Source organism: Micromonospora sp. NPDC048898, assembly GCF_043198035.1.
Lineage (GTDB): Bacteria > Actinomycetota > Actinomycetes > Mycobacteriales > Micromonosporaceae > Micromonospora.
The window spans coordinates 325,017-348,828 of the sequence record NZ_JBICUF010000003.1; the positions used below are offsets into that span (position 1 = coordinate 325,017).

The 23,812-nt window shown below is 71.6% G+C and carries 25 protein-coding genes; 12 read left to right on the top strand and 13 right to left on the bottom strand.

Annotated features, from left to right (window positions below):
• Positions 1 to 37: 37 nt before the first annotated feature.
• On the bottom strand, positions 38 to 1,051 hold the full coding sequence (locus tag ACGFIQ_RS11785; RefSeq protein WP_393242784.1) for a PDZ domain-containing protein: 1,014 nt from the start codon (positions 1,049 to 1,051) through the stop codon (positions 38 to 40).
• A 115-nt stretch (positions 1,052 to 1,166) separates the two neighbouring features.
• Here ACGFIQ_RS11785 and ACGFIQ_RS11790 point away from each other — a divergent pair, with 115 nt between their 5' ends.
• Complete coding sequence (locus ACGFIQ_RS11790) at positions 1,167 to 2,453, top strand: zinc-dependent metalloprotease (protein ID WP_393242786.1); 1,287 nt, start codon at positions 1,167 to 1,169, stop codon at positions 2,451 to 2,453.
• Between the two features lie 62 nt (positions 2,454 to 2,515).
• Here the strand turns inward: ACGFIQ_RS11790 and ACGFIQ_RS11795 are convergent, their stop codons facing one another.
• Together ACGFIQ_RS11795 and ACGFIQ_RS11800 are read right to left on the bottom strand one after the other, a co-directional pair.
• The gene (locus ACGFIQ_RS11795; RefSeq protein ID WP_393242788.1) at positions 2,516 to 3,124 is read right to left on the bottom strand and encodes a hypothetical protein; all 609 of its coding nucleotides are present in this window, start codon (positions 3,122 to 3,124) and stop codon (positions 2,516 to 2,518) included.
• A gap of 192 nt (positions 3,125 to 3,316) precedes the next feature.
• Positions 3,317 to 3,847: a M48 family metallopeptidase gene (locus ACGFIQ_RS11800; protein ID WP_357524826.1), complete on the bottom strand. Its 531-nt coding sequence runs from the start codon at positions 3,845 to 3,847 to the stop codon at positions 3,317 to 3,319.
• Positions 3,848 to 4,360: 513 nt separating this feature from the next.
• On the opposite strand from ACGFIQ_RS11800, the gene ACGFIQ_RS11805 reads away from it, so the two are divergent.
• From ACGFIQ_RS11805 to ACGFIQ_RS11815, 3 genes are all read left to right on the top strand, one after another.
• Positions 4,361 to 4,531: a DUF5679 domain-containing protein gene (locus ACGFIQ_RS11805; RefSeq protein ID WP_167457767.1), complete on the top strand. Its 171-nt coding sequence runs from the start codon at positions 4,361 to 4,363 to the stop codon at positions 4,529 to 4,531.
• Between the two features lie 215 nt (positions 4,532 to 4,746).
• A complete protein-coding gene (locus ACGFIQ_RS11810; protein ID WP_393242790.1) occupies positions 4,747 to 5,859 on the top strand; it encodes a hypothetical protein in 1,113 nt (370 codons plus the stop codon).
• On the top strand, positions 5,856 to 7,202 hold the full coding sequence (locus ACGFIQ_RS11815; protein ID WP_393242792.1) for an ABC1 kinase family protein: 1,347 nt from the start codon (positions 5,856 to 5,858) through the stop codon (positions 7,200 to 7,202). Before ACGFIQ_RS11810 ends, ACGFIQ_RS11815 begins: the two co-directional genes overlap by 4 nt.
• 307 nt (positions 7,203 to 7,509) lie before the next feature.
• On the opposite strand, the gene ACGFIQ_RS11820 is transcribed toward ACGFIQ_RS11815, so the two are convergent.
• The 3 genes from ACGFIQ_RS11820 to ACGFIQ_RS11830 all read right to left on the bottom strand — a co-directional run bounded on the left by ACGFIQ_RS11820 (position 7,510) and on the right by ACGFIQ_RS11830 (position 10,539).
• Positions 7,510 to 7,875, bottom strand: coding sequence for a WhiB family transcriptional regulator (locus ACGFIQ_RS11820; protein ID WP_328420094.1), 366 nt, complete (start codon positions 7,873 to 7,875; stop codon positions 7,510 to 7,512).
• 130 nt (positions 7,876 to 8,005) lie between these two features.
• Positions 8,006 to 8,254 (bottom strand): hypothetical protein, encoded by a 249-nt coding sequence (locus tag ACGFIQ_RS11825; protein WP_393242794.1) that lies wholly within the window; start codon positions 8,252 to 8,254, stop codon positions 8,006 to 8,008.
• Positions 8,255 to 8,376: 122 nt separating this feature from the next.
• The gene (locus ACGFIQ_RS11830; protein WP_393242796.1) at positions 8,377 to 10,539 is read right to left on the bottom strand and encodes an ATP-dependent DNA helicase UvrD2; all 2,163 of its coding nucleotides are present in this window, start codon (positions 10,537 to 10,539) and stop codon (positions 8,377 to 8,379) included.
• Positions 10,540 to 10,631: 92 nt separating this feature from the next.
• On the opposite strand from ACGFIQ_RS11830, the gene ACGFIQ_RS11835 reads away from it, so the two are divergent.
• A complete protein-coding gene (locus tag ACGFIQ_RS11835; protein WP_393242798.1) occupies positions 10,632 to 10,874 on the top strand; it encodes a mycoredoxin in 243 nt (80 codons plus the stop codon).
• A gap of 67 nt (positions 10,875 to 10,941) precedes the next feature.
• On the opposite strand, the gene ACGFIQ_RS11840 is transcribed toward ACGFIQ_RS11835, so the two are convergent.
• On the bottom strand, positions 10,942 to 12,246 hold the full coding sequence (locus ACGFIQ_RS11840; RefSeq protein WP_393242800.1) for an MFS transporter: 1,305 nt from the start codon (positions 12,244 to 12,246) through the stop codon (positions 10,942 to 10,944).
• A gap of 218 nt (positions 12,247 to 12,464) precedes the next feature.
• On the opposite strand from ACGFIQ_RS11840, the gene ACGFIQ_RS11845 reads away from it, so the two are divergent.
• From ACGFIQ_RS11845 to ACGFIQ_RS11855, 3 genes are all read left to right on the top strand, one after another.
• Positions 12,465 to 13,445 (top strand): helix-turn-helix domain-containing protein, encoded by a 981-nt coding sequence (locus ACGFIQ_RS11845; protein ID WP_393242802.1) that lies wholly within the window; start codon positions 12,465 to 12,467, stop codon positions 13,443 to 13,445.
• A gap of 73 nt (positions 13,446 to 13,518) precedes the next feature.
• Complete coding sequence (locus ACGFIQ_RS11850) at positions 13,519 to 13,758, top strand: DUF397 domain-containing protein (RefSeq protein ID WP_357524815.1); 240 nt, start codon at positions 13,519 to 13,521, stop codon at positions 13,756 to 13,758.
• Positions 13,759 to 13,969: 211 nt separating this feature from the next.
• Positions 13,970 to 14,245 (top strand): hypothetical protein, encoded by a 276-nt coding sequence (locus ACGFIQ_RS11855; RefSeq protein ID WP_393242804.1) that lies wholly within the window; start codon positions 13,970 to 13,972, stop codon positions 14,243 to 14,245.
• Between the two features lie 129 nt (positions 14,246 to 14,374).
• Here the strand turns inward: ACGFIQ_RS11855 and nudC are convergent, their stop codons facing one another.
• The 3 genes from nudC to ACGFIQ_RS11870 are packed head-to-tail and all read right to left on the bottom strand — an operon-like array spanning position 14,375 to position 17,993.
• Positions 14,375 to 15,334 (bottom strand): NAD(+) diphosphatase, encoded by a 960-nt coding sequence (gene nudC, locus ACGFIQ_RS11860; protein WP_393242806.1) that lies wholly within the window; start codon positions 15,332 to 15,334, stop codon positions 14,375 to 14,377.
• Positions 15,331 to 16,686: a M16 family metallopeptidase gene (locus ACGFIQ_RS11865; protein ID WP_393242808.1), complete on the bottom strand. Its 1,356-nt coding sequence runs from the start codon at positions 16,684 to 16,686 to the stop codon at positions 15,331 to 15,333. The genes nudC and ACGFIQ_RS11865 overlap by 4 nt, the downstream gene beginning before the upstream one ends.
• On the bottom strand, positions 16,683 to 17,993 hold the full coding sequence (locus ACGFIQ_RS11870) for a M16 family metallopeptidase (RefSeq protein ID WP_393242809.1): 1,311 nt from the start codon (positions 17,991 to 17,993) through the stop codon (positions 16,683 to 16,685). The genes ACGFIQ_RS11865 and ACGFIQ_RS11870 overlap by 4 nt, the downstream gene beginning before the upstream one ends.
• A gap of 231 nt (positions 17,994 to 18,224) precedes the next feature.
• Between ACGFIQ_RS11870 and ACGFIQ_RS11875 the strand changes: the two genes are divergently transcribed.
• Genes ACGFIQ_RS11875 through ACGFIQ_RS11890 form a run of 4 tightly spaced genes read left to right on the top strand, consistent with a single transcriptional unit; the run spans position 18,225 to position 21,374 of the window.
• A complete protein-coding gene (locus ACGFIQ_RS11875; RefSeq protein ID WP_393242811.1) occupies positions 18,225 to 19,292 on the top strand; it encodes an ABC transporter substrate-binding protein in 1,068 nt (355 codons plus the stop codon).
• Positions 19,289 to 20,068: an ABC transporter ATP-binding protein gene (locus tag ACGFIQ_RS11880; RefSeq protein ID WP_393242813.1), complete on the top strand. Its 780-nt coding sequence runs from the start codon at positions 19,289 to 19,291 to the stop codon at positions 20,066 to 20,068. The genes ACGFIQ_RS11875 and ACGFIQ_RS11880 overlap by 4 nt, the downstream gene beginning before the upstream one ends.
• Entirely contained in the window at positions 20,058 to 20,942 is an 885-nt protein-coding gene (locus tag ACGFIQ_RS11885; protein ID WP_393242815.1) for an ABC transporter permease, read from the top strand. The genes ACGFIQ_RS11880 and ACGFIQ_RS11885 overlap by 11 nt, the downstream gene beginning before the upstream one ends.
• Before the next feature lie 3 nt (positions 20,943 to 20,945).
• Positions 20,946 to 21,374, top strand: a complete 429-nt coding sequence (locus tag ACGFIQ_RS11890; protein ID WP_393242817.1) for an RrF2 family transcriptional regulator — start codon at positions 20,946 to 20,948, stop codon at positions 21,372 to 21,374.
• Positions 21,375 to 21,481: 107 nt separating this feature from the next.
• On the opposite strand, the gene ACGFIQ_RS11895 is transcribed toward ACGFIQ_RS11890, so the two are convergent.
• The 3 genes from ACGFIQ_RS11895 to ACGFIQ_RS11905 all read right to left on the bottom strand — a co-directional run bounded on the left by ACGFIQ_RS11895 (position 21,482) and on the right by ACGFIQ_RS11905 (position 23,609).
• Positions 21,482 to 21,682 carry a hypothetical protein gene (locus ACGFIQ_RS11895; RefSeq protein ID WP_393242819.1) on the bottom strand — a complete coding sequence of 67 codons (201 nt, stop codon included), beginning with the start codon at positions 21,680 to 21,682 and terminating at the stop codon, positions 21,482 to 21,484.
• Positions 21,683 to 21,869: 187 nt separating this feature from the next.
• Positions 21,870 to 23,183 (bottom strand): DEAD/DEAH box helicase, encoded by a 1,314-nt coding sequence (locus ACGFIQ_RS11900; protein ID WP_393242821.1) that lies wholly within the window; start codon positions 23,181 to 23,183, stop codon positions 21,870 to 21,872.
• A 222-nt stretch (positions 23,184 to 23,405) separates the two neighbouring features.
• The gene (locus tag ACGFIQ_RS11905; RefSeq protein ID WP_007464836.1) at positions 23,406 to 23,609 is read right to left on the bottom strand and encodes a cold-shock protein; all 204 of its coding nucleotides are present in this window, start codon (positions 23,607 to 23,609) and stop codon (positions 23,406 to 23,408) included.
• Positions 23,610 to 23,812: the final 203 nt, after the last annotated feature.

A 23,812-nucleotide genomic window follows, 5' to 3' on the forward strand; every position in this document is an offset into this window, starting at 1 on the left:
GGGTGTTCCTGAGCGTGTCGGGGCACGGTCACACCAGTCAGCAGCGGGTCGGCTGACCCCCCGCGCGCAACGTGTCCAGAGCGGTCATCGCCTCGTCCAACGAACCCACCCGCAACAACGGCAGACCCGGCTGCGGATTGCGGACGGCCTCGGCGCAGTTGTCCGCCGGTACCAGAAAGACCTTGGCGCCGGCCCGCTTCGCGCCGACCAGCTTCTGGGCGATCCCGCCGATCGGGCCGACGGTGCCCTCGTCGTCGATGGTGCCGGTGCCGGCGATGATCTGGCCGCCGGTGAGATCGGCCGGGGTCAGCTTGTCGACGATCCCCAGGGCGAACATCAGACCGGCGCTCGGCCCGCCGATGTCCTCCAGGTCGATGCCGAGGGTGAACGGGTGCGGCTGCTGCTGATCGATCTCGACGCCGATCCGCGGTCGGCCGTCCTGCTCACGACTTGTCACAGTCGCCGTGGCCGGCGCGCCGTCGCGGGTGTAGGCGATCGTCAACGCCGTACCGGCCGGCTTGGCCCGAACCAGCTCGGTGACCTTCGCGGCCACCGGCACCGGCTGACCGTCGACGGAGGTGATCACGTCGCCGGCCTTCAGCGTCCCGGCCGCCGGGCCGTCCCCGGCCACCGTCTTGATCACCACCTGCACCGGAAAGCCCAACTCCCGCAGCGCGGCGGTCTCCGCGCTGGTCTGCGACGCCTTGAAGTCCTCGGCGTTGCGCTGCTCGACCTGCTCGGTCGACTCTCCCGGCGGGTAGACCAGCTCGCGCGGCACCACCGCCTCGTCGTCGGAGAACCAGCCGGCGATCGCCCCGCGCAGCCGCACCGTGGGCTGCACCCCCACCGTGGTCAGCCGCAACTGGCCCGCGGAGGTCGAGGTCTCCCGTCCGGAGACCTGGATGACCTCCTTGCCGTCGGCCGTGCCGAGGGTGTTGACCGTCGGGCCCGGACCGAGCACCACGTACGGGATCGGCACCCGCAGCACCCCGATGCTCAGCAGGGCGGTGAACAGGGCACCGAGCAGGACCGTCAGGCCACGACGTCTCATGCCGCAGAGCGTACCGACCGGCCGGGCGCCTCCTGCCGAATGCGTCTGGCGACTTCGCCCTCAGCGCAACGCCAGCGGCGGCGACCTGGGGCGCGGTCCGCGTACCGTAGACGTCGTGCCTGATATTCCGTTCGGTTTCGCGCTCCCGGGTGGGCAACCACCAGACCCCAACGATCCCGCGCAGATGCAGCAGTTCATGTCGCAGTTGCAGCACCTGCTCTCCGCGCCGGGCAGTGGTCCGGTCAACTGGGACCTGGCCCGGCAGGTAGCGGCCAGCCAGCTCGCGGCCGCCGGCGACCCGGCGGTGTCACCGTATGAGCGCAACGCCGTCGAGGAGGCGCTGCGCCTGGCCGACCTGTGGTTGGAGCCGGCCTCGGCATGGCCGTCGGGCATCCAGTCACCTGTCGCCTGGAACCGCAATGAGTGGATCTTCAAGACGCTTGACGTGTGGCGCAAGCTGTGCGACCCGGTCGCCAGCCGGATGGTCGGCGCGATGGGCGACCTGGTGCCACCGGAGGCGCGCGCCCAGCTCGGGCCGATGCAGTCGATGGTGGCCACCCTCGGCGGCGCGCTCTTCGGCGGTCAGCTGGGCCAGGCCCTCGGTTCGCTCGCCGCGGAGGTGCTCTCCGCCGGCGACATCGGGCTGCCGCTCGGCCCGGCCGGCACGGCCGCGCTGATCCCAGCCAACATCCGCGCGTACGGCGAGGGCCTGGAGCTTCCCGAGGACGAGGTCCGCCTCTACGTGGCGCTGCGCGAGGCCGCCCACCAGCGGCTGTTCCAGCACGTCCCGTGGCTGCGCGGGCATGTGCTCAGCGCCGTCGAGATGTACGCCTCGGGCATCCGGGTCAACCGGGACGCGATCGAGGAGGCGATGGGCCGGGTCGACCCGACCGACCCGGAGTCGATGCAGGCGATCGCCCTGGAGGGCATCTTCACCCCGGAGGACACTCCGGCGCAGAAGGCCTCCCTGGCCCGACTGGAGACCGCACTCGCCCTGGTCGAGGGCTGGGTCTGCCACGTCGTGGACAGCGCCGCCAGCGACCGGCTGCCCAACGTCGTCCGGTTGGGCGAGGCGTTCCGCCGCCGCCGTGCCGCCGGCGGCCCCGCCGAGCAGACCTTCGCCGCACTCGTCGGCCTGGAACTGCGCCCGCGCCGACTGCGCGAGGCCGCGGCGCTCTGGGCCGCGCTCACCGAGCACCGCGGCATCGAGGGCCGCGACGCCGTCTGGGGTCACCCGGACCTGCTCCCCTCGGACGACGACTTCGCCGACCCGGTCGCCTTCGCCATGAACGACATGGACCTGAGCGAGCTGGACAGCTTCGACTTCAGCGCACCCGGCGGCGCGGAGGAGAAGGCCCCGGGCCAGCCCGACGACACCGACGAGGGCGACGCCAAGCCCTGACGCGCCAGCGCCCGGGTGCCCGCCCCGATCGGCAGCGGGCACCCGGCGGCGCGGATGGCTGCTCAGGTGGGTCGGCGCGAGCCCGAGAGGAGAGCGCGGGTCGCTTCCCAACCCTCGAAGGCCGGGTCCAGCGTCGCCAGGTCAGCCGGGCCGCGCAGCCGCCGCCACCCGGTGGTGACCGCCACGTCCCCCGGTGCGGCGGCACCGGAGCGCACGTCAGCCGCCACTGTCGTATCCAGGTCGAGCGCGGGGAGCCAGCTCGGCACCGGCAGCCGCACAGCCACCCCGAGTAGGCCGGGACCGCCGCCCTCGACCGGAGCCACCGCGACCGGTCGGGTGGTGAGCGGGCGCAGCAACTTGCCGACGGTCAGTGCGGGCAGGTCAGGCACGTCGCCGGCGAGCACGGCTGCCTGGTCGTAACCCTCCAACGCGGCGAACACGGCATTCGGCGTCGGCTCGGCCACCTCGTACACGACGGTGCCGGGCCACACCAGCGCGTCGGCCACAGCACGATCGGCCGGCGTCACCGCGACCGCGGTCTCCACCTCGTTGAGAGTCGCGAGCAGGTCGATGACGTCCTCCGCGAGAGCCGCGCGCCAATCCGCCCGGTCGACGCCCGGCGGCGACCAGTGCACCGGCCCGAGCAACGCCACCACCACCCGTCGTGCCATCCCCCGACACTAGCGCCCTGCCCCGTACGGCCACCCCACCCCACCCTGACGCGGCTCGACCACATGATCGACTCGGGTTCATTGAAGTCGCGGTGTCCCGACGACCTGGATAGCGCGGTATTCAGGAAGGCGAGTGGATCTAGGCGTATCACGCGCCTCAGACGGCGGCCGGCGGCTCGGCGGGCCGTGGAATCAGGTCGGGACCGGGGCGCAGGAGGCGGCGGCGACACCTTCGAGGTAGCCACGGGCGCGTTCCGCTTTGGGGTAGCGACCGACCAGGGCCCAGAACCGGGCGTTGTGGCTGGGCACGATCAGGTGCGTCAACTCGTGCAGCAGCACGTAGTCGATCACCCAGTCGGGCATTTCCTGGACGCGGTGCGAGATCCGGATGCTGCGGTCGGCAGGCGTGCAGGAGCCCCACCGGCCGTTCTGGTTGGTGACCCATCGGACGCTGGCCGGCACCGCCTTCGTGGCGTACCCGGGGAGGTAGAGGTCGATGAGCCGGGTGGCGCGGGCCAGCAGCTCGGCGTCGGAGCGCGCCAGGCGCCCCTCCCGGGCGGCGAGCCGGGCGAGCATCCGGTCGACCCACTCGCTCTCCTCGGCACGGGAGAACTGGTCCGGAATGAGGACGACGACGCGCTCGCCGTCACGGTACGCAGACACCGTGCGTCGCCGACGCTGGCTGCGCCGTACCTCGACGACCGGCTTGCGCGTCCCCGCCATCACTGGCCCGCGCAGCCTCGGCTACCTGTCACGAAGGAAAGCTAATGCCCTCTGACCAGGGGTCCGCAAGAGTCAACCACACGACACCCGCCCGGAAAATGGTGATTGGTCGTCAGGTGTCCCGAAAATTTCTTGACCGCAACGTCATCGCACCGTCTCGTCACCCTTGGTGATCACCGACGGCACCGGTGCGCGGCACCTCTCCACCGTAGGTGATCACGCTGCCGGATGCCGCCGTGGGGGCACTCGCACGGGTGGCTGTGGGGGTTTGGTCGGCGTGTCCCCGCCAAACTGACTTATCCGACCTATTTCGCCATGCACACTCTCGACGTCGACTTGCTCACAGTGTCGATGCACAGCTGACATGGAACTACCCAGACCTGGGTAGGGTCCGCGGACCAGCGGTCACGAAGGTGGCCGTGGAGTGAGACCCAGCGCCGGCGCCCCGTGTGGCCCGCCGCCGGGCAACCCGCCGGGACGGCATCGACCGGCGGACGAGACGAGGAGGGCACCGTGGCCGACCAGGCCCAGACGACCTACAACGGTTACTGCGTGAAGTGCAAGGAGAAGCGGGACTTCGAGGGGCACGTCGAGGTCTCGAAGACCGGCATGAACATGGCCAAGGGCAAGTGTCCGGTATGCGGAACAACAGTGAACCGCATCCTGGGTAAGGCCAAGGTCTGACCCGTACGAGTGACGGGGGCGGGGTGGCCGGTGGCCGCCCCGCCCCCGTGGCGTCTGGAAGGTCGGCGGGCTGCGGGGGCCCTGTCGGGTGACCGACCGCCTCGTTGGCAGCCTGTGGATAACTCGGCGAAGCCTGTGGACAACGCTGGACAGAGGCTCGCGCGCCTGTGGACAACCGTCGACCCAACGCGAATGCGTGATCACAATTCGTGACCATGAGTCGCACCGTACTGCCCCGCCCCACGCTGCTGCCCGGCCTCCACCGCCTCTGGCGGGACCGGCACACCCTCCAACTCGGCGTCGGCCCCGGGCCGGCGGTACTGCTGGAACTGGCCAATCCCCGCGCCGCCCACCTGCTCGACCTGCTCGACGGCACCCACAGCGAGCGGGCCGTGCTGGCTCAGGCGGCCACCGCCCAGGTCACCATCGACGACGCGCGCACTCTGCTCGACGCCCTGCGTACGGCCGGCCTGCTGGTGCCCGCGCACAGCCTGCTCCCCCGTGACCTGGCCGGCCCGGTCCGCGCCCGGCTCACCGCGGAGGCCGGCGCGCTGGCCCTGGCCGCCGCTCGGCTGCCCGGCACCCCCGCCCAGGTGCTGCGCCGGCGGCGGACCGCCCGAGTCGTGCTCAGCGGCGCCGGGGCGCTCGGCGGGCCGCTGACGGTGGCGTTGGCCCAGTCCGGCGTCGGGCAGGTGGTGCCACTGCTCACCGGCCCGGTGCGCGCCGTCGACCTGGTCGGGACCGGCATTCCCGCCACCGAGCTGGGCCAGCCGCTGGCACCGGCGGTGCGGGCCGCGGTCGACCGCGTCGCGCCGGGTACGGGCACCCAGCCGATCCGGGCCAGACGGGTGGACCTGGTGATCCAACTCGGCACGGACCGGCCACCCGCGTTGCTCGCCGCCGGTCTCGCCCAACGGCGGCAGCCGCACCTGCTGGTCACCCTGCGCGAGGGCGTACCGGTCATCGGGCCGCTGGTCTGCCCACCCGCCGGGCCCTGCCTGCACTGCGTCGAACTGCACCGGGCGGACCGCGACCCGGACTGGCCGCGGCTCGCCGCCCAGATCGCCGCCGCCGACCCGGTGACCGTCGTCGCGACCGGGACGCTGTTCGCGGCCATCGGGTACGCGCTCGCCGAGGCACTGGCACAGCTCGACGGCGGGCAGCCGGAGACGCTGGGTGGGGCCATGGAGATCACTGGCGCGGGTCGTTTCCGTCGTCGGGGCTGGCCGCCACACCCGGCGTGTGCGTGCTCGCGGCGGCGAGTGTCCGCACCAGCCCGGCCGCAGAGCAGCAGCGGGGCCCTCCGGTCGGTAACAATGACCGAGTGACCGACATCCCGCGCCGCGCCGTGTCCCGCACCGCCAAGCTCGCCGCCCTGCCGCTCGGCTTCGCCGGCCGGACCGTTCTCGGCATGGGAAAGCGCGTCACCGGGCTCGCCTCCGACGTGATCTCCGCGGAGATCCAGCAGCGCACCGCCGAGCAGCTGTTCAGCGTGTTGGGCCAGCTCAAGGGCGGGGCGATGAAGTTCGGCCAGGCGCTGTCGGTCTTCGAGGCCGCGTTGCCGGAAGAGATCGCCGCGCCCTACCGCCAGGCGCTCACCAAGCTCCAGGAGGCGGCGCCACCGCTGCCGGTCGCCAGCGTGCACAAGGTGCTGGCCGAGCAGCTCGGTCCCGACTGGCGGGAGCTGTTCGTCGAGTTCAACGACACCCCGGCCGCCGCCGCCAGCATCGGTCAGGTGCACCGGGCGCGGTGGCGGGAGCCGGGGGTCGACGAGTCGGGCGCACCGAACGGCCGGGACGTGGCCGTCAAGATCCAGTATCCGGGCGCGGGTGAGGCACTGCTCTCCGACCTCAAGCAGCTCTCCCGCCTGGGTGGGATGTTCCGGGCCATCCAGCCCGGCCTGGACGTCAAGCCGCTCCTGGTCGAGCTGCGCGAACGCATCACCGAGGAATTGGACTACGAGCTGGAGGCCGAGTCGCAGCGCGCCTTCGCCGAGGCGTACGCCGACGACCCGGAGATCTACATCCCGAAGGTGATCAACGCGGCGCCCCGGGTGCTGGTCACCGAGTGGGTGACGGGCACCCCGCTGGCCGACATCATCCGCGAGGGCACCGAGGAGGAGCGGGACGAGGCGGGCCGGTTGATGGCCACCCTGCACCTCTCCGCGCCGCAGCGGGCGGGGCTGCTGCACGCCGACCCGCACCCGGGAAACTTCCGGCTGCTGCCCGACGGCCGGCTCGGGGTGATCGACTTCGGTGCGGTGGCCCGGATGCCGGAGGGCACGCCGGAGCCGATCGGTCGCATCGCCGCCCTGGCCCTGCGGGGCGACGCCGACGAGGTGGTTGCCGGGCTGCGGTCGGAGGGGTTCATCGGCTCCGCGGAGGAGATCGACGCCGAGGGAGTGCTCGACTTCATCCGTCCGATGCTGGAGCCCATCGCGGCGGACGGGTTCCGGTTCACCCGGGCCTGGCTGCGGGGCGAGGCGGGTCGACTCGCCAGCCCCCGCTCCCCCACGTACCAGCTGAGCAGGCAGCTCAACCTGCCGCCGTCGTACCTGCTGATCCACCGGGTGACGCTCGGGTCGATCGGGGTGCTCTGCCAGTTGGAGGCGAAGGCCCCGTACCGCAGCATCCTGGAACGCTGGCTGCCCGGTTTCGCCCCCGTGGCGTGAGCCCACCGGGCTGAGGACGTGACGAAGGGCGGGTGCCGGTCGGCACCCGCCCTTCTGCGCGGGGTGGATTTAGAGAACGCCCAGGTCGCGAGCCGTCTGGTTGCGGCTGCTCATGGCGACGGTACGGGCGGAACGGGTTGCCTCAGTGCTCGTGGTGATACGACCGGCCTGAGGCCGGCGCATTCGAGCCCGGGACAACGCTTCGTGAAGTAGTTGCATCTCGAAGGCCCCACTCGGAAGGTTGAACATCGTCTTCTCGCTCACTGCCGGTGTGACACCGGCGTAGTTGGTACGGGTGGGGAACATGTCAGGCTGCCAGCCGGACCGCGCCGCGCACCTCGGACAGCCCACTGGCCGCCAGGCGCGCCTCGGCCTCGACCCGAAGCTCGGCGTCACGGGCGACGTCCTCCTTACGCGGACGGCCACGGGGCCGCTTACGCGGGACGACCGCGCCACGCTCGAAGATCTCGCCGCCCCAGACGCCCCACGGCTCCGCCCGCTCCACCGCCCCGGCCAGGCACTCGACGCGCAGCGGGCAGTCCCCGCAGAGCGACTTGGCCAGTTCGAGTTCGGCAGGCGAGTCGGAGAACCACAGGTCGGGGTCGAACTTCCGGCAGGGCAGGTTCGCCTCCATCTCGACACTCACGTCGAGGGGGGCCAACGCCAGACTCATCTCCCGGTCACCTCTCTCTCACATCGATCTCGTGGATCGCATTCCGACGTACTTCGGCGGGGCAAAAAACTGAGGCCGCGGATCCCGGTAAGCGGGTTCCGCGGCCTCGAGGTGAGCCGGTGTCTGATGGTCAGACCGGTTTACCTCGAGGTGGAACGCCGCGGACATTGGTGCGCTTCTTGACGCCCTGGATGTCCATGCCCGTGAAGCCACTGGTCCCATCGACTCCGGTTGGCGCGACGGCCAGGATCAGCTCGGCCTGAACCTGGTGCACCTGCGGAACCGACGGTCGTGCGGCCGCAAGGGCCACCCGGACAGCCGACAGCGGAGCGCAGACAGACGGCATCGCCGCCAGACGCTCATAAGTGAAGATCTTCACGGGACCCACCTCCCTCACGTTCCTCGGAATCGACTGGACCAACCCCGTGAGCAGCCGGAATGGCGCCGCTCGCGTGGTGTGTCCTGAGGCTATTCCTCGCGCCGGGGCGAGGGCAAACGAATTTACGACTCGATTTCGAAAGTTTTCTCCGGGCAGACGTCGTCCACCCCCGCGCCATCGACCAACGCCAGCACCGACTCCCCGTAGAGGCCCAGCTTGCGAGGGCCGATACCGGCGATGGCGATCAACTCCTCGGGCCGGCCGGGCCGCCGCTCGGCCAGCGCGACGAGTGTCGCGTCGGTGAAGACCACGTACGCCGGGACCTTCTGCGCCCCGGCCACCCGCTGCCGCCACTCGCGCAGCCGTTCGTGCAGCTCATCGTCGATGTCGGACGGGCAGGTGGGGCAGCGACCGAGCTTGCGGTCCGGGCCGGCGAGCAGGGTGGCGCCGCAGATCCGGCAGGAGACGATCTGGGTGCGCCGCCGTTCGGGGCGGCGGGCCGGACCGGTGCCGGTCGCCCGTTCGGTGCCGCCGGAGCGGTCCAGTTGGGGCAGGAACCGCGACGGCCGCCGGGCTCGTCCGCCCGGCGAGCGCGCCGCGGCGTACGACAGCCAGAGCCACTGCCGGGCGCGGGTGATGCCGACGTAGAGCAGTCGGCGTTCCTCCTCGACCTGCTCGACGGTCTTGGCGTACGTGGTCGGCAGGGTGCCCTCGGCGAGCCCGACCAGGAAGACCGCGTCCCACTCCAACCCCTTGGCCGAGTGCAGTGAGGCGAGGGTCACCCCGTCCACCGTCGGTACGTGCTGCTGGGCGGCCCGGCGGGCCAACTCCTCGGTGAAGTCGGTGAGGGTGACCGGGCGCTCCACCGAGGCGGCCTCGCCGATCGGCACCACCTCGGGGGTGGCCGCGTACTCCTCGGAGAGCTGGACCAGCGCGGACAGCGCCTCCCACCGCTCGCGGGCGGCGCCACCGGCCGGGGGTGCGTCCGGGGCCCAGCCGACGGCGGTGAGTGCCTCCACGACGGCGGCCGGCAGCGGTGTCTCCCCCGGGATGGACCGGGTCGCAGCACGCAGCGCGATCATCGCCTGGCGCACCTCGGTCCGTTCGAAGAAGCGCTCCGCGCCCTGCACGACGTACGGGACGCCGACCTCGGTGAGCGCCTTCTCGTACGCCTCGGACTGCGCGTTGACCCGGAACAGCACGGCGATCTCCTTCGCCGGCGTGCCGGCGTCGATGAGCGACCGGCAGCGCGCCGCCACCGCGTTCGCCTCGGCCGGCTCGTCGGTGAAGATCCGCAGGTCCGGCTCGGGGCCGGCTGGGCGCTGCCCGCTCAACTCCAGTCGCAGCCGCGCCTCGGTGCCCCGGGCCTGGGCGATCACCGCGTTGGCCAGCCCGACCACCTGCGGGGTGGAGCGGTAGTCGCGGACCAGCCGGACCACTGTGGCGCCCCGGTGCCGGCGGGGGAAGTCGACCAGGTACGCCGAGGTCGCCCCGGTGAACGAGTAGATCGTCTGGCTGGCGTCACCGACCACGGTGAGGTCGTTGCGGCCGGCCAGCCAGGCTTCGAGCAACCGCTGTTGGAGGGGGTTGACGTCCTGGTACTCGTCGACCACGAAGTGTCGGTACTGGCCGCGGATCTGCTCGCCGACGTCCGGGTGCTCCTCGATGCCCCACACCGCGGCGCGCAGCATGTCCTCGAAGTCGATCACGCCGTTGGAGCGTTTGAGCTGCTCGTACGCGGTGAACACGTCGGCCACCTTCGCCGGCTCGTGCGGTGTGTCGCGCAGGGCGCGGGCGGCGGCCACCACGTAGTCCGTCGGCTCGACGAGCGACGACTTGGCCCACTCGATCTCGCCGGCCAGGTCGCGCGCGGCGGCCCGGTCGGTGCGCAGGCCGACTCGGGCCGCGGCGAGGGTGACCAGCCGTACCTTGCTGTCCAGCAGCTCGGGCATGGCGCGGCCGGCCAGCAGCCGGGGCGCGAAGTACCGCACCTGGCGCAGCGCGGCGGCGTGGAACGTGCGCGCCTGCACGCCGCCCACCCCGAGGACGGTGAGCCGACTCCGCATTTCGGCGGCGGCACGGGCGGTGAAGGTGACCGCGAGCACGTGCCGGGGGGAGATCTCGCCGGAGAGCGCCCGATGGGCGATCCGGGACGTGATCGCCCTGGTCTTGCCGGTGCCGGCGCCGGCCAGGATGCAGACCGGGCCGGCGGGTGCGGTCACCGCGGAGCGTTGCTCCGGGTCCAGCCCGGCGAGCACCTGTTCCGACGCTGAGTGAACCACCACAACCAGGAATCATCTCAGCTCCCCCGAGCGTTGCAGCGAACAGCCTCGGCTTGATCCGCAAGCCGCGGCCGGAGGAGTTGGAGGATCCGAGGATGCTGACGATGTATTCCACCCCCTGGTGCGGCTACTGCCACCGGCTGAAGTCGCAGCTCGACCGGGAGGGCATCGGGTACGAGGTGGTCGACATCGAGCAGGACCCGAAGGCCGCCGAGTTCGTGATGAGCGTCAACGGCGGCAACCAGACGGTGCCGACGCTGCGCTTCGCCGACGGCAGCGCCCTGACGAACCCCTCGATCACCCAGGTCAAGCAACACCTGGAGACCCTCGGCGCCTGACCGGCCGGGTCCCTGTCGGTGAACGGCCGCCCCAGTCGGGGCGGCCGTTCGTCGTGTCCGGTATCCGTCACCCGGGCGGCGGCCGGTGGGTGCCGGTGGCGACCGACCGGTCGGCGTCCTCGACCGGTCGTCGGGGCGCCGGGACCCTCGGCAGGGTCGGACGGGTCGGCGGCGGTGGCGGGCGGGTGCCGGGCGGCGCGCTCAGGTGCCGGCCCCGCCAGAGGTAGGTGCCGGCCGCCAGGGTGGCCATCCCGACAAGCGCGAACAGCACCCGGTAGTCCAGGAAACCGACGAGCAACGCGCCCGCCCCGATGGAGAACGCCTGCGGTCCGCTGACCACCGCCTGGGTGGCCGCGGCGACCCGGCCGACGAGCGTCGGCGGGGTCCGACGCTGGATCAGCGTGTGCAGCCCCACCATCGTCAGGGGCAGGGAGATGCCGGCCAGCAGCACCGCCACGAACGCCAGCCGCAGATCGGGGTACGCGAGGGCGAGCGCGGCCGGGGAGAAGAAGGCGACCCCGGCGGCCAGTGTGCCGACCTCTCCGAGCCGGCGGACCAGCACCGGTGAGCAGAGCCCGCCGAACAGCCCGCCCACGCCCTGCACGGTGACCAGCACCCCCACGAAGGCGGCGTCCCGGTGCAGCCCCTGGTCCACGTAGGCGAAGATGAGCGACTCGCTGAAGCCCATCACCAGCGATCCGAGCCCGTAGCCGAGCAGCGCCCGACGCAGCGCCGCCTCGCCGGCCAGGTGCCGCAGACCGGCGCCCATCTCGGCCGGCCAGCGCAGTCGCGTGGCCGAGGGCACCTGTTGCGGGGCGGGTAACGCGGTCACCACGGCCGCCGCGGTCAGAAATCCGACCATGCCGACCCCGGCCAACGCCCACCCACCGAGCGCCGCGTAGAGCGCCGCGCCGGCCAACGGACCGACCAGCCGCATGCCCTGACGCACGGTCTGCAACGCGCCGTTCGCCTCCGCCAGCAGCTCGACCGGCACCAACTCCCGGATGAGCCCGCTGAGCGCCGCGCCGAGCGTGACGGACGACAGCCCGTACAGGGCCGCCACCAGGTAGACGATCCAGACGTCATCGGCGTCCGCGACGGTGAACAGCGGGGTGAGCAGCGCCGCGGTGACCACGTTGGCGGCGACGAAGAACGGCCGGCGTGGGTGGCGGTCGACGAACCAGCCGATCACCGGTGCCAGCGTCATCGGGGCGACGACGGCGAAGATCGTGCCGCCGGCGAGCCCGTTGGAGCCGGTCAGATCCTTGACCCAGATGGCGAGCGCGAGCAGCAGGATCGACTCGGCGGTCATGCTGGCCAGCAGGCCACCGAAGAGCAGGCGGAAGTCGGGTCGGCGCAGGACGGTGCGCATGGGTCCCTCCGGCGGGGATGGCGTGCCCGGGGTGGGCATGGGTCGACGGGGCTGCGACCGCAGGTCCGTCGTCGTCCGGCGTTCCCGTGGTCCATTTTTCGCAAGACACGCCCCCGCCGGAACCTCCGACGCCGGTCGCGCCGTCCATACTGGCCGTGGGGGGCGAATTTCATACAGTTACCGTCGCGTCTGCGGCGGTCGACGGGAAAGAGGACACTGTGCCTCCTGCCGCACCCAGCCCGATCATGCGTCGACGACGGTTGGGCATAGAACTGCGCCGCCTACGCGAGGCCGCGGGCCTCACCGGTGATCAGGTCATCGAGAGGATCGGCTGGGCGTCCGCATCCAAGCTGTCCCGCCTGGAAAACGGCCGTAGCCGGCCGGACCCACAGGATGTCGGCGTTCTGCTGGACCTGTACGGAGCCGACGAGGCAGTGCACGCGGAACTGCTCGGCATCGCCGGCGAGGCCGGCGACATGCGGGGCTGGTTGAAGAACTTCCCGGTGATGACGCAGCAGCAGCGTAGCTGGGCCGAGCTGGAGGCCGGCTGCGCGGAGATCTGCGAGTACAACCCGGTGTTGGTGCCGGGCCTGTTGCAGACCCCGGGGTACGCGAGGGTCCGCATCGTCTCGGCCCGCGAGGTGGGCACGGGAGCCGGTGAACCGGAGCCCGGCGACGAGCCCGAGACCGAGGTGCAGGCCCGGATGGCCCGTCAGCTGCTGCTGACCCGGGAGCCGCACGCGCCGCGCTACACCGCGGTCCTGGAGGAGGCGGCCCTCGGCAACCGGGCCGGGCCGCCAGAGGTGCTGCACGAGCAACTGGTCCAGCTCTGCGAGCTGGCCCTGCTGCCCAACGTGACGCTGCACGTGCTGCTCCGGGACACACCGGTCGGCAATTTCTACCTTCCGCCGACCGCGTTCTCCGTCTACCGGTTCGCCGATCCGCTCGATCCGGAGACATTGGCCATCGAAGGGGGGTTCACCGACGTCATGTCGACCGAGGCAATCACACTAAATAGCTATAAAGTGGTGTTCGAGTGGCTATGCACGGCGGCACTAACCGAGTCGGAAACCCTCTCCTGGCTGATCGAGTCGACGGGACGGCTGACCGAGGCGGTGCCCCCATCCACAGTGGCGTTCGGGCCGACAACGGCGCCGACCCAACGCCGCCGTGACTCGGGGCGGCTGACGGACCGGTGATCCACGGGGGCCCATCCGTCGGGACGTGCGGCACCACTCGTCCCATCGGATCGGTTCACACAGGAGCAGAGCCATGAACGACATCCGCACGACGCTGTCCGCCTCCGCCCGCTCGTTGGCGGACGCCCCGTGGCGTACCAGCACACGCAGCCAGACCTCCAACTGCGTGGAGGTCGCCCCACTGGGCACCGGCCCGTCCGCCGTCGCGCTGCGCGACAGCAAGGACCGAGGCGGCCCGGTGCTGCTGTTCAATCGGGCCGGCTGGCTCGGATTCATCGCCGGAGCGAAGGGTGGCCAGTTCGATCTGAACTGACCCGGTGATCGGGACGGGGCCGTCGGCATACCGCCGACGGCCCCGTCTCGTTGTGCGCGTAGGCCCGCTGACCAGGCATCGGATGATCGGACGAGGCTCAGGACCGATAGGCGAGTTTGCGTTGCTGGAACGACCACGCGGCGTAACATGACCGTCGAGTCCGTGGAACTTCCACACTGGCTCATCCGTCGCGGTTCATCCGGAGACCCTCATGCGGTTCCTGATCGTTCGCACCGACATCCGCTCCGTCGCCGACGGGGACATCGCCGCCGCCTGGGTGGATGGTCACCTGCTCCGCGACGAGACGACCGCGCCCGAGCCGCGACGGCAGATCGTGCACGCCGATGACCGGGACGCCGCACTCCTGCTGGCCCGCGCCCTGGCCACGGTCGGCGCGGTCCGCGCCGGCAAGCAACGGGTCAAGGTTCTGCCGCTGAGCGAGCCCCGACCCGCCTTCCGCAGCAGACCGGGCCGCCTCGGCACCTGACACCACCCCGGACGTCCGTCGTGGTCGGACCGGCTCCCCCGCCGCGTTTCTCGCACCCGCCGACCACGACGGCCCGTGTTCCCGGCCTGTGACCGTCGCGGCAACGGCGGCCACGGGCCGGGACCGTGCTCAGCGGCCGGCGTCCGCCCAGCCGTCCAGCCAGCGGTGGATGAGAAACAAGGCGATCGACGACGGTGGCGGCAGGATCAGCCGGGCACCGTCGCCCACGTCGACGGTCCGCCCGGCCAGCGCCGCCCCGATCTCCCGGCGGGAGAACCACCGGGCGTACGCGATCTCGGACGGGTCGACCCGCACCGGATCGGTGGGGTCCGCGGTGGCCAGGAAGCCCAGCATCAGCGAGCCCGGGAACGGCCAGGCCTGGCTGCCCGCGTACCCGATGTGGTCGATCTCGATGCCCACCTCCTCGCGGACCTCGCGCAGCACGGCGGCCTCCGCCGACTCGCCCGGCTCGACATAGCCGGCCAGACACGAGTACCGCCGGCCATCCGGGGTGCCCGCCCAGCTGGCGTTGTTGCCGAGCAGGCAGCGCCCGTCCGGACCGTCCACGCCGTCGTGCACCAGCACGATCATCGCCGGATCGGTACGCGGCCAGACCCGCCCACCGTTGCGGTCCACCCGGGACCAACCGGCCTCGTCCATGGCGGTCGGCGCCCCGGTGCTCGCCGAGTAGCCGTGCCGGGTGTGCCAGTTGACGAGCGCCAACGCGGTGGTGAAGATGCCGGCCTCCCGGTCGGCGAGCAGGTGACCCACCTCGCGCAGGTTGACCGCCCGGGTCCCCGGCAACTGCGGCAGCGGCGCGTCGACCGCGAAGACCGGCACCCCGTCCGGCTCGACGCCGAGGAACATCGCCGTCGACTCGGACCCGGCGGGCACGTCGGCCGAGGAGAACAGCACGAGCGCCGGAGGTGACGTGTCGGCACGGGCCAGCGCCCGGCCCTCGTCGGACGAGTCGAGCACCAGCACCCGGGCGCGCAGCCACGCCTCGGTCAACCACTGCGGGTCACCCCGCCGGTGGGCCGCCCGATCCAGCGTGGACCGGGCCAACGGCGGCGCGACCTCGCCGCTCATGACACCGGCTCGGTACGGATCGTGGTCAGCGCGGCCAGCCCCGGCGTGACCCGCTCGGCGTCACCGAGCACCACGATCGCCGCCCGAGCCGGCGCCAGGTAATGGGCCGCCACCCGTGCGACGTCGTCGATGCTCGCGTTCGCCAACCTCGCGGCGTACTCGGCGAGGAAGTCCAGACGCAGCCCGTTGCCCGCGTACGCGCTCGTCAACGCCGCCAACCCGGCCTGGGTGGACATGCCGAGTTGGAGGGTGCCCAGGGCGTACTGGCGGGCCTGCTCCAACTCCTCGGGCTTCGGCGGCAGCGACGCCAACCGACCCAGCTCGTACGTCGTCTCCAGCAACGCCGGACCGGTGACCTCGGTGGCCACGTCGGCGGCGGCGACGAGCACCGACCCGGCCACCGAGTGCTCGATGCCCGAGTGCGGGCCGTACGTGTAGCCCTTGTCCTCGCGGATGTTCTCCACCCAGCGGGAGGAGAAGTAGCCACCGAAGATCAGGTTGGCCAGTTGCAGCGGGGCGTGGTCCGGATCGGTGCGGGACACGGCCGGAAGCGCGATCCGCAACGACGACTGCACCGAGCCGGGCCGGTCGACGAGCAGCAGCGGCCCCGGCTCCAGCGGCGGGGTCGCCGGCAGCTCGGCGACACGCCCGGCGCCGGCCCAGCCACCCAGCGCCCGCTCGGCCGCGTCCAGTGCCTTCTCCGGCTGCACGTCGCCGACCACCACCAGCTGCGCGCCGGCCGGGTGCACCCGCTCGGCGTGCAGGCTGCGTAGCGCCGCCGGTCGAACGGCGCGGATCTGGCCGGGCTCCGGGGTCTGCGTCGCGTACGGGTGTCGCCCGTAGATCCGCTTCAGCAGCGCCTCCCGGGCCAGGTGCGACGGTTGGCTCTGCGCCACCTGGATTCGGTCGACGAGGCGGTCCCGTTCGGTGGCCACCTCGTCGCTGGGGTAGCTGGCGCCGGTCAGCACCTCGGCCAACAGCTCCAGCATCCGGTCCAGGCCGGTGACCAGGCCGGCGCCGGAGAGCATCAGCCGGTCCGGGTCGACGCCCGCGGACAGCCCGCCGCCCACCTTCTGCAACTCGGCGGCGATCTGCACGCTCGTCATCGACTCGGTGCCGGACAGCATGGTCTGCGAGAGCATCGCGCCGCGGGCCAGGTGGACCCGGCCGAACGGCACCCAGAGCCGCAGCTCGACGAGCGGCACGGCGGGCCGGCGTACGGCGATCACGGTGAGGCCGTTGCGCAGCGTGCGCTCGGCCTGCCTGGGCACCTTGAGCTTGCGGGTGGGCCCGAGCGGAGGCAGCGTACGCGGCCCGACGGGAGCCGTGGTGGTAGCAGTAGCAGCAGTCATCGGGCACCTCCGGCAATGACCTCGATCGCGGCGCGGCGCTCCGGGCGCAGGGTGGCCGCGGCGGCCCGGACCTGCTCCTCGGTGACCTCACCGACCAGCCTGGGCAGCTCGTTGAGCAGGCCCGGCTCGCCGCGCTGCTGCTCCAACACGGCCATCCGCAGCGCCCGGCCGAGCACCGCGTCGGTGTCGCGCAGCAGGTGGGTCGCCATCCGGGCCTGGGTGCGGGCCAGCTCACCGTCGGTCAGCCCGTCGGTGGCCAGCCGGTCCAACTCCTCGTCGATGGTGCGCAGCACCTTGTCCACGTCTCCCCCGGGCGGCAGGTGCGCCTGCAACAGCAGCGCGGTGGGGTCGCGGACGTCGAACGGGTCGCCCATGAAACCGAGGTACCCGCCGAGGCTGGTCACCGTGCGGTCGCGCTGCACCAGCCGCTCCACCAGCCGTGACGCGTCACCGTCGGTGAGCACCTCGGCCAGCACCACGTAGGGCAGGTAGCCGGCGAAGTCGGTGACCGGGTCGGGCACCCGCCAGGCCCCGGCGACCGCCGGCAGCGGCGCCAGGGCATCGGTGTACGAGGTGCGCCGCTCGGCGGTCAGGTCGGGCTCGGTGAAGTCGGGCCGAAGCGGTGCCGGTCGGGCCGGCACGTCGCCGAAGTGCCGGGTGACGAGTTCGGTCGCCTCCGCCACGTCGATGTCGCCGCTGACGGCCAGCACGGCGTTGCCGCTGGCGTAGTAGCGGCGGAAGAAGTCCGCGGCGTCGGCGACCGTCGCCGACTCAAGGTCGTCGAAGGAGCCGTAGCCGTCGTGCGCGTTCGGGAAGGTGTCGAACATGACCGGCGGCAGGGTCAACCAGGGAAAACCGCCGTACGGCCGGTTGAGGACGTTGACCCGGATCTCCTCCTTGACCACGTCGACCTGGTTGCGCAGGTTCTCCTCGGTCAGCCGGGGGCCGCGCATCCGGTCCGCCTCCAGGAACAGCGCGCGTTCCAGCGCGTTGCTCGGCAGCGTCTCGAAGTAGTCGGTGTAGTCCAGGTGGGTGGAGCCGTTGAACGTGCCACCCGCCCCCTGCACGTGCCGGAAGTGGGCCAGCTTCTCCAGATTTTCCGAACCCTGGAACATCAGGTGCTCGAAGAGGTGGGCGAAGCCGGTGCGCCCCTCCGGCTCGGAGCGGATGCCGACGTCGTAGACCACCGCCACCCCGATCACCGGGGCGCTGCGATCAGGGGTCAGCACCACCCGCAGGCCGTTGTCGAGGGTGAACCGCTCGACCGGATACTTCGTCGCTGGAATTCTGGATCTCCGGGCAACCACGGAGTCGACCCTAGCGTGTCGACACCCCGCCACCGGCGACCTCGGCGTAGCTGCCCACCAGCGCGGCACCTCTCTGCCGAGCACCGAGTGCCAACTACCCCAGCAAACTGGTAGGAAATACCGACATGACTGAGACGCCCCTTCCCGGCATGTGGATGAGCCTTGACGCTGGCCTTGCCCTGGCCCACTCTTCCTACCAACTAAGTAGGAATACTGCGGATTGGATGGACGATGAGACGGCTCCCCTTGCGCCGGTTGGTCACCCTGGCCACCCTGGCCGCCCTCGGGGCGGCGACCGTGGGCAGCGCCGCCGCGTGCGGAGACGACAGCGATGGCTCCGGTGGCGCCTCCGGCGGCCCGGTGACGCTGCGTCTCGGCTACTTCCCCAACATCACCCACGCGCCGGCGGTCGTCGGCGTGCAGAAGGGCATCTTCGCCGAGAAGCTCGGCACGAACGTCAAGCTGGACCCGAAGACCTTCAACGCCGGCCCGGCCGCCATCGAGGCCATCTTCTCCGGCGCGCTGGACGCCACCTACATCGGTCCGAACCCGACGGTCAACGCCTTCTCCAAGTCCAAGGGCGAAGCCGTCCGCGTCATCTCCGGCGCGGCCTCCGGCGGCGTGGCCCTGGTCGTCAAGCCCGGCATCACGGGCGCGCCGGACCTGAAGGGCAAGAAGATCGCCACCCCGCAGCTGGGCAACACCCAGGACGTGGCGATCCGCTACTGGCTCAAGCAGCAGGGTCTGACCACCACCAAGGAGGGTGGCGGCGACGTCAAGATCGTGCCCCAGGAGAACGCCCAGACGGTCGAGACGTTCAACAGCGGCGCGATCGACGGCGCCTGGGTGCCCGAGCCGTTCGTCTCCCGCCTGGTCAACGCCGGCGGCAAGGTGCTGGTCGACGAGCGCGACCTGTGGCCGGACAAGAAGTTCGTCATCACCAACCTGCTGGTCAGCACGAAGTTCCTCAAGGCGCACCCGGACGTGGTGCAGAAGCTGGTCGACGGCCAGGTGGCCGCCAACGAGTTCGTCAACAGCAAGCCCGAGGAGGCCCAGCAGGCCATCTCCGACGCGATCGGCCAGATCACCGGTAAGCCGCTGGACCTGAAGCTGATCAAGCAGGCGTGGCCGACGTTGGAGTTCACCAACGACCCGATCCCCTCCTCCCTGAAGGCGGGCCTCGACCACGCCGTCGAGGTCAAGCTGACCGACCCGGTCGACCTCAAGGGCCTGTACGACCTGACGTACCTCAACAACGCCCTCAAGGCGGTCGGCAAGCCCGAGGTCGTCCAGCCATGACGTCGACCACGACGACGCCGCAGGGCGCGACCACCGCGGTCGCGCTCTCCGGCGTGACCAAGGTGTACGGACGCGGCGCGAACGCCGTCCTGGCCCTCGACGGTGTGTCGCTGGACGTCGCGCCCGGCGAGTTCGTCTGCCTGGTGGGCGCATCCGGGTGTGGCAAGAGCACCCTGCTCAACCTGGTCGCCGGGCTGGACCGACCCAGCGGCGGGCAGATCGGGCTGGCCGGCGACGCCAACCCCGGGCTGATGTTCCAGGAGCCGGCGCTGTTTCCCTGGCTGACCGTCGAGGGCAACGTGGAGGTGCCGCTCAAACTGCGCAGGATGCCCCGGGCCGAGCGCCGCGAACGGGTGGCCGAGCTGCTGCGCACGGTGCACCTGGCCGACTTCGGCCGCAAGCGTCCGCACGAGCTGTCCGGCGGAATGCGCCAGCGGGTCGCTCTGGCCCGCACGCTGGCCCTGGACACTCCGGTGCTGCTGATGGACGAGCCGTTCGGCGCACTGGACGCCATGACCCGCGACATCCTGCACGACGAGCTGGAACGGATCTGGTCCGAACGCCAGCTCTCGGTGCTCTTCGTGACGCACAACGTCCGCGAGGCCGCCCGGCTGGCCGACCGGATCATCCTGCTCTCCAGCCGCCCCGGCCGGATCATCTACTCCGCCGAGGTGGACATCCCGCGCCCACGGCGGATCGACTCCCCCGAGGTCGCCGCCATCGCCGCCGAGGTCACCGAGCGGCTCCGTACGGAGGTGGGCCGCCATGGCCAGTGACACCCTCACCGACTCGGCGCGTACCGACGCGCAGATCTCCGGCCTGGACGCGCTGGACATCGCCGGCCGAGACAAGGAGGTCTCCCGGGGTGCGCGCTTCTGGGCGGCCACCTGGCCCAAGTTGGCGGCGCTGGCCATCGCCATCCTGGCCTGGCAGCTCGTGGTCTGGTCGGGCTGGAAGCCGCCGTACTCGCTGCCCGGCCCCCTGGAGGTCGGCCGTGAGCTGATCGCCCAGGCCCAGGGCCCACAGCTCTGGGAGGGCCTGGTCACCACGTTGCGCCGGGCCGCCGTCGGGTACGTCTTCTCGGTCGCCGTCGGCCTGCTGCTGGGCCTCGCGGTCGCCCGGTCCAAGGTGCTCCGGGCCGCCATCGGCTCGATGATCACGGCGTTGCAGACCATGCCGTCGATCGCCTGGTTCCCGCTGGCCATCCTGCTGTTCGAGCTGAGCGAGAAGGCGATCTTCTTCGTGGTGGTGCTCGGCGCCGCGCCGTCCATCGCCAACGGGGTGATCTCCGGTGTGGACTACGTGCCGCCACTGCTGCTGCGCGCCGGCCGCAACCTGGGTGCCCGAGGGCTCAACCTCTACCGGTACGTCATCGCACCGGCCGCCCTGCCGGCGATCGTCGCGGGCCTGAAGCAGGGCTGGGCGTTCTCCTGGCGCAGCCTAATGGCCGGTGAGCTGATCGTGGTCGGCATCTCACAGACCTCGCTCGGCGCCCAACTGACCTACTCGCGCGAGCTGTCCGACGCACCCTGGCTGCTCTCCACCATGATCGTCATCCTGGTGCTCGGTCTCGGCGTGGACGCCGCCTTCGGTGCCGCGGACAAGGCGATCCGGCGCCGCTGGGGCGTGCTCGACCAGGCGGGCAACTGACCGGTGTACGTCTCCGCGCGCAGCGACTATGCGCTCCGGGCGATGCTCGCCGTCGCCGCCGGTGGCGGCGGCGAGCTGGTCAAGGCGGCCAGCCTCGCCGAGGTTCAGGACATCCCGCTCAGCTTCCTCCAGGGCATCCTGCTCGACCTGCGCCGAGCAGGTCTGCTGCACAGTCATCGTGGCGCTGACGGCGGGTACGAGCTGACCCGCCCAGCCGACGAGATCACCGTCGGGGACGTGTTGCGCGCGGTCGGCGGGTCGCTCACCACGGTGCGCGGCCTGCCGGCCGAACGCGCCGGCTACCACGGAGTGGCCGCGGGGTTGACCGACGTCTGGCTGGCGGTGCACGGGGCGATCGCCACGGTGGTCGACAGCACCACCCTGGCCAACCTGCTCACCCACCACTCGACGGACCACGCCCCCACCAGCTGAGCGGCGGAGGCGAGGTGGTCGGGTCGGCGCCCCGCCGCCCCGACCACCCTTCGTACCGTTCCTGACCGGGCCTGCCCCTCCGCCGGCACCGGTCGGCCGGCCACCGCTCAGCCCACGTGTGCGACCACCGAGCCGGAGCCCGGATCGTCAGGGCTGTGCAGTTCCACCAGGCCAGCGGGAGCGTCGCCCGCCAGGGTGGCATGCCAGGGTGCGAAGGCCGCAACCATGGCGAGCAACAGACCGGCAAGCGCGACCGCGACCACCAGGATCAGCTCGTGCAGTGCACCCGAGCCGGCTTCGCCCGCCATGGCCATCCCTCCCGCGTCGGGCCCCCCGCCCGACGTACCCCGCTGGCCAGCTTCGACCACGGACAGCCAGGGCACAATCGGCCAGCCGACCCAGCCGAGGCTGATTACCGACTGAACGGTTTGGTCGGTCCGCAGACAGACCGACCCGCCACGCCGAAGCGGGGCGGGTCGGTCGAAGCGTAAAAGATCAGACGGTACGCGGGCGACGCGGACGGCGGGACCGGCCCGACGCGCGGTGGGCCGGGCGGGCGGCGCCGTCGGTGACCGTTGCGCCACCGGTGCGGACCCGACCGGCGGGCGCCGACGGAGCGACGATCGTCACCGGCACACCGGACGGTTCGCGGGCACCGGTGACCCGGGCCAACGACCCGTCGCCAGGACGCACCTGGACCGACTCGGGTCGGATGCCGGCGACCGCCATCAGCCGCGACACGTCCCGGCGCTGCTCGGGCAGGACCAGGGTGACCACGGAACCGGACTCGCCGGCCCGGGCGGTCCGGCCGCCCCGGTGCAGGTAGTCCTTCGCCTCGGTCGGCGGGTCCACGTTGACCACCATGTCCAGGCCGTCGACGTGGATGCCCCGGGCCGCCACGTCGGTGGCCACCAGAGCGGTCACCTGGCCGTTGCGGAACTGCTCCAGGATGCGGGTGCGCTGCGGCTGGGACTTGCCACCGTGCAGCGCGGCCGCGCGTACACCCTTGGACAGCAACTGCCGGGCGAGCCGGTCGGCGCGGTGCTTGGTGCCCATGAACAGGATGGTGCGGCCCTCACGGGCGGCGATCCGGGTCAGCGCGTCGGGCTTGTCCACGGCGTCGACGTGCAGCACGTGGTGGGTCATCGCGGTGACCGTGGCGGTGCCCGGGTCGACCGAGTGGGTGACCGGGTTGCTCAGGAAGCGGCGGACCAGCCGGTCCACACCACCGTCCAGGGTGGCGGAGAAGAGCATCCGCTGCCCCTGCGGCGCGACCTGCTCCAGCAGCTTGGTGACCTGCGGCAGGAAGCCCATGTCGGCCATCTGGTCGGCCTCGTCCAGCACGGTGATCTCGACCTGGTCCAGCCGGGCGTCGCCCCGGTTGATCAGGTCGTGCAGCCGGCCGGGGGTGGCGACGACCACCTCGGCGCCGGCCCGCAGGGCATCCGCCTGCCGCTGCAACGACAACCCGCCGACGACTGTGGCGCAGCGCAGCCCGACAGCGCGGGCGTACGGGGACAGTGCGGTGGTGACCTGCTGGGCCAGCTCACGGGTCGGCACCAGCACCAGGGCCAACGGGCGACCCGGCCGGGCCTTACGGCCGGCGGTGCGGGACAGCAGCGGAAGCCCGAAGGCGAGCGTCTTGCCGGAGCCGGTACGACCCCGGCCCAGCACGTCCCGGCCGGCGAGTGAGTCGGGCAGCGTCGCCGTCTGGATCGGGAACGGCTCGGTGATGCCCTGCGCGGTCAGCGCGGTGAGCAGCGCCGGCGCCAGACCGGTATGAGCGAACGAAGGAATAACTGTGGTCATGCGGAAGCCTTCCTCGACGCGGCACGTGTCGAGGGAGGGCGCCGACGTCGGCGCTGTCACCGGCGGCACAGGGCAGCCAGGACTCACAAGCACGAACCGATTGGAGTACGGGCCGGCCCGCCGCCGGGCCGCCGCCCGCGTGTGCAGGCGGTGGCGAGGCGGGCCGGTCCCGTCACCGTCACACCCGGAGGGCGCGACAGGTAATGCTGACCGATCCGAAGATCAGAGCGGGCGGATGTTCTCCGCCTGCGGGCCCTTCTGGCCCTGGGTCACCTCGAACTCGACCCGCTGGTTCTCGTCCAGGCTCCGGTAGCCGGAGGACTGGATCGCCGAGAAGTGGGCGAAGACGTCAGCGCCGCCGCCGTCCGGGGTGATGAAGCCGAAGCCCTTGTCAGCGTTGAACCACTTCACGGTGCCAATAGCCATGTGTTTCGTCTCCTTGACGGAACGTCGGACACGCACGTGTTGCGTGCCCGAAGAGGAGCGCTCCGCGCGGGGATGCGCGAATCGCCTGTCGCTTCTGGTCGCCCCGCCCGGAGAACTCCGGACACAACAAAGAGCGCCTGGGGCCACAATCCCGCCAGGCGCACACAGAGTCTCTGGTAACCAAAACTGCAACCCGTTCAACC

Coding starts and splice junctions, on each gene's coding strand:
- ACGFIQ_RS11785 (WP_393242784.1), bottom strand. CDS start 1,051: ATGAGACGTCGTGGCCTGACGGTCCTGCTCGGTGCCCTGTTCACCGCC.
- ACGFIQ_RS11795 (WP_393242788.1), bottom strand. CDS start 3,124: ATGGCACGACGGGTGGTGGTGGCGTTGCTCGGGCCGGTGCACTGGTCG.
- ACGFIQ_RS11800 (WP_357524826.1), bottom strand. CDS start 3,847: ATGGCGGGGACGCGCAAGCCGGTCGTCGAGGTACGGCGCAGCCAGCGT.
- ACGFIQ_RS11810 (WP_393242790.1), top strand. CDS start 4,747: ATGAGTCGCACCGTACTGCCCCGCCCCACGCTGCTGCCCGGCCTCCAC.
- ACGFIQ_RS11820 (WP_328420094.1), bottom strand. CDS start 7,875: ATGAGTCTGGCGTTGGCCCCCCTCGACGTGAGTGTCGAGATGGAGGCG.
- ACGFIQ_RS11835 (WP_393242798.1), top strand. CDS start 10,632: ATGCTGACGATGTATTCCACCCCCTGGTGCGGCTACTGCCACCGGCTG.
- ACGFIQ_RS11840 (WP_393242800.1), bottom strand. CDS start 12,246: ATGCGCACCGTCCTGCGCCGACCCGACTTCCGCCTGCTCTTCGGTGGC.
- ACGFIQ_RS11850 (WP_357524815.1), top strand. CDS start 13,519: ATGAACGACATCCGCACGACGCTGTCCGCCTCCGCCCGCTCGTTGGCG.
- ACGFIQ_RS11855 (WP_393242804.1), top strand. CDS start 13,970: ATGCGGTTCCTGATCGTTCGCACCGACATCCGCTCCGTCGCCGACGGG.
- nudC (WP_393242806.1), bottom strand. CDS start 15,334: ATGAGCGGCGAGGTCGCGCCGCCGTTGGCCCGGTCCACGCTGGATCGG.
- ACGFIQ_RS11865 (WP_393242808.1), bottom strand. CDS start 16,686: ATGACTGCTGCTACTGCTACCACCACGGCTCCCGTCGGGCCGCGTACG.
- ACGFIQ_RS11875 (WP_393242811.1), top strand. CDS start 18,225: ATGAGACGGCTCCCCTTGCGCCGGTTGGTCACCCTGGCCACCCTGGCC.
- ACGFIQ_RS11880 (WP_393242813.1), top strand. CDS start 19,289: ATGACGTCGACCACGACGACGCCGCAGGGCGCGACCACCGCGGTCGCG.
- ACGFIQ_RS11885 (WP_393242815.1), top strand. CDS start 20,058: ATGGCCAGTGACACCCTCACCGACTCGGCGCGTACCGACGCGCAGATC.
- ACGFIQ_RS11895 (WP_393242819.1), bottom strand. CDS start 21,682: ATGGCGGGCGAAGCCGGCTCGGGTGCACTGCACGAGCTGATCCTGGTG.
- ACGFIQ_RS11900 (WP_393242821.1), bottom strand. CDS start 23,183: ATGACCACAGTTATTCCTTCGTTCGCTCATACCGGTCTGGCGCCGGCG.
- ACGFIQ_RS11905 (WP_007464836.1), bottom strand. CDS start 23,609: ATGGCTATTGGCACCGTGAAGTGGTTCAACGCTGACAAGGGCTTCGGC.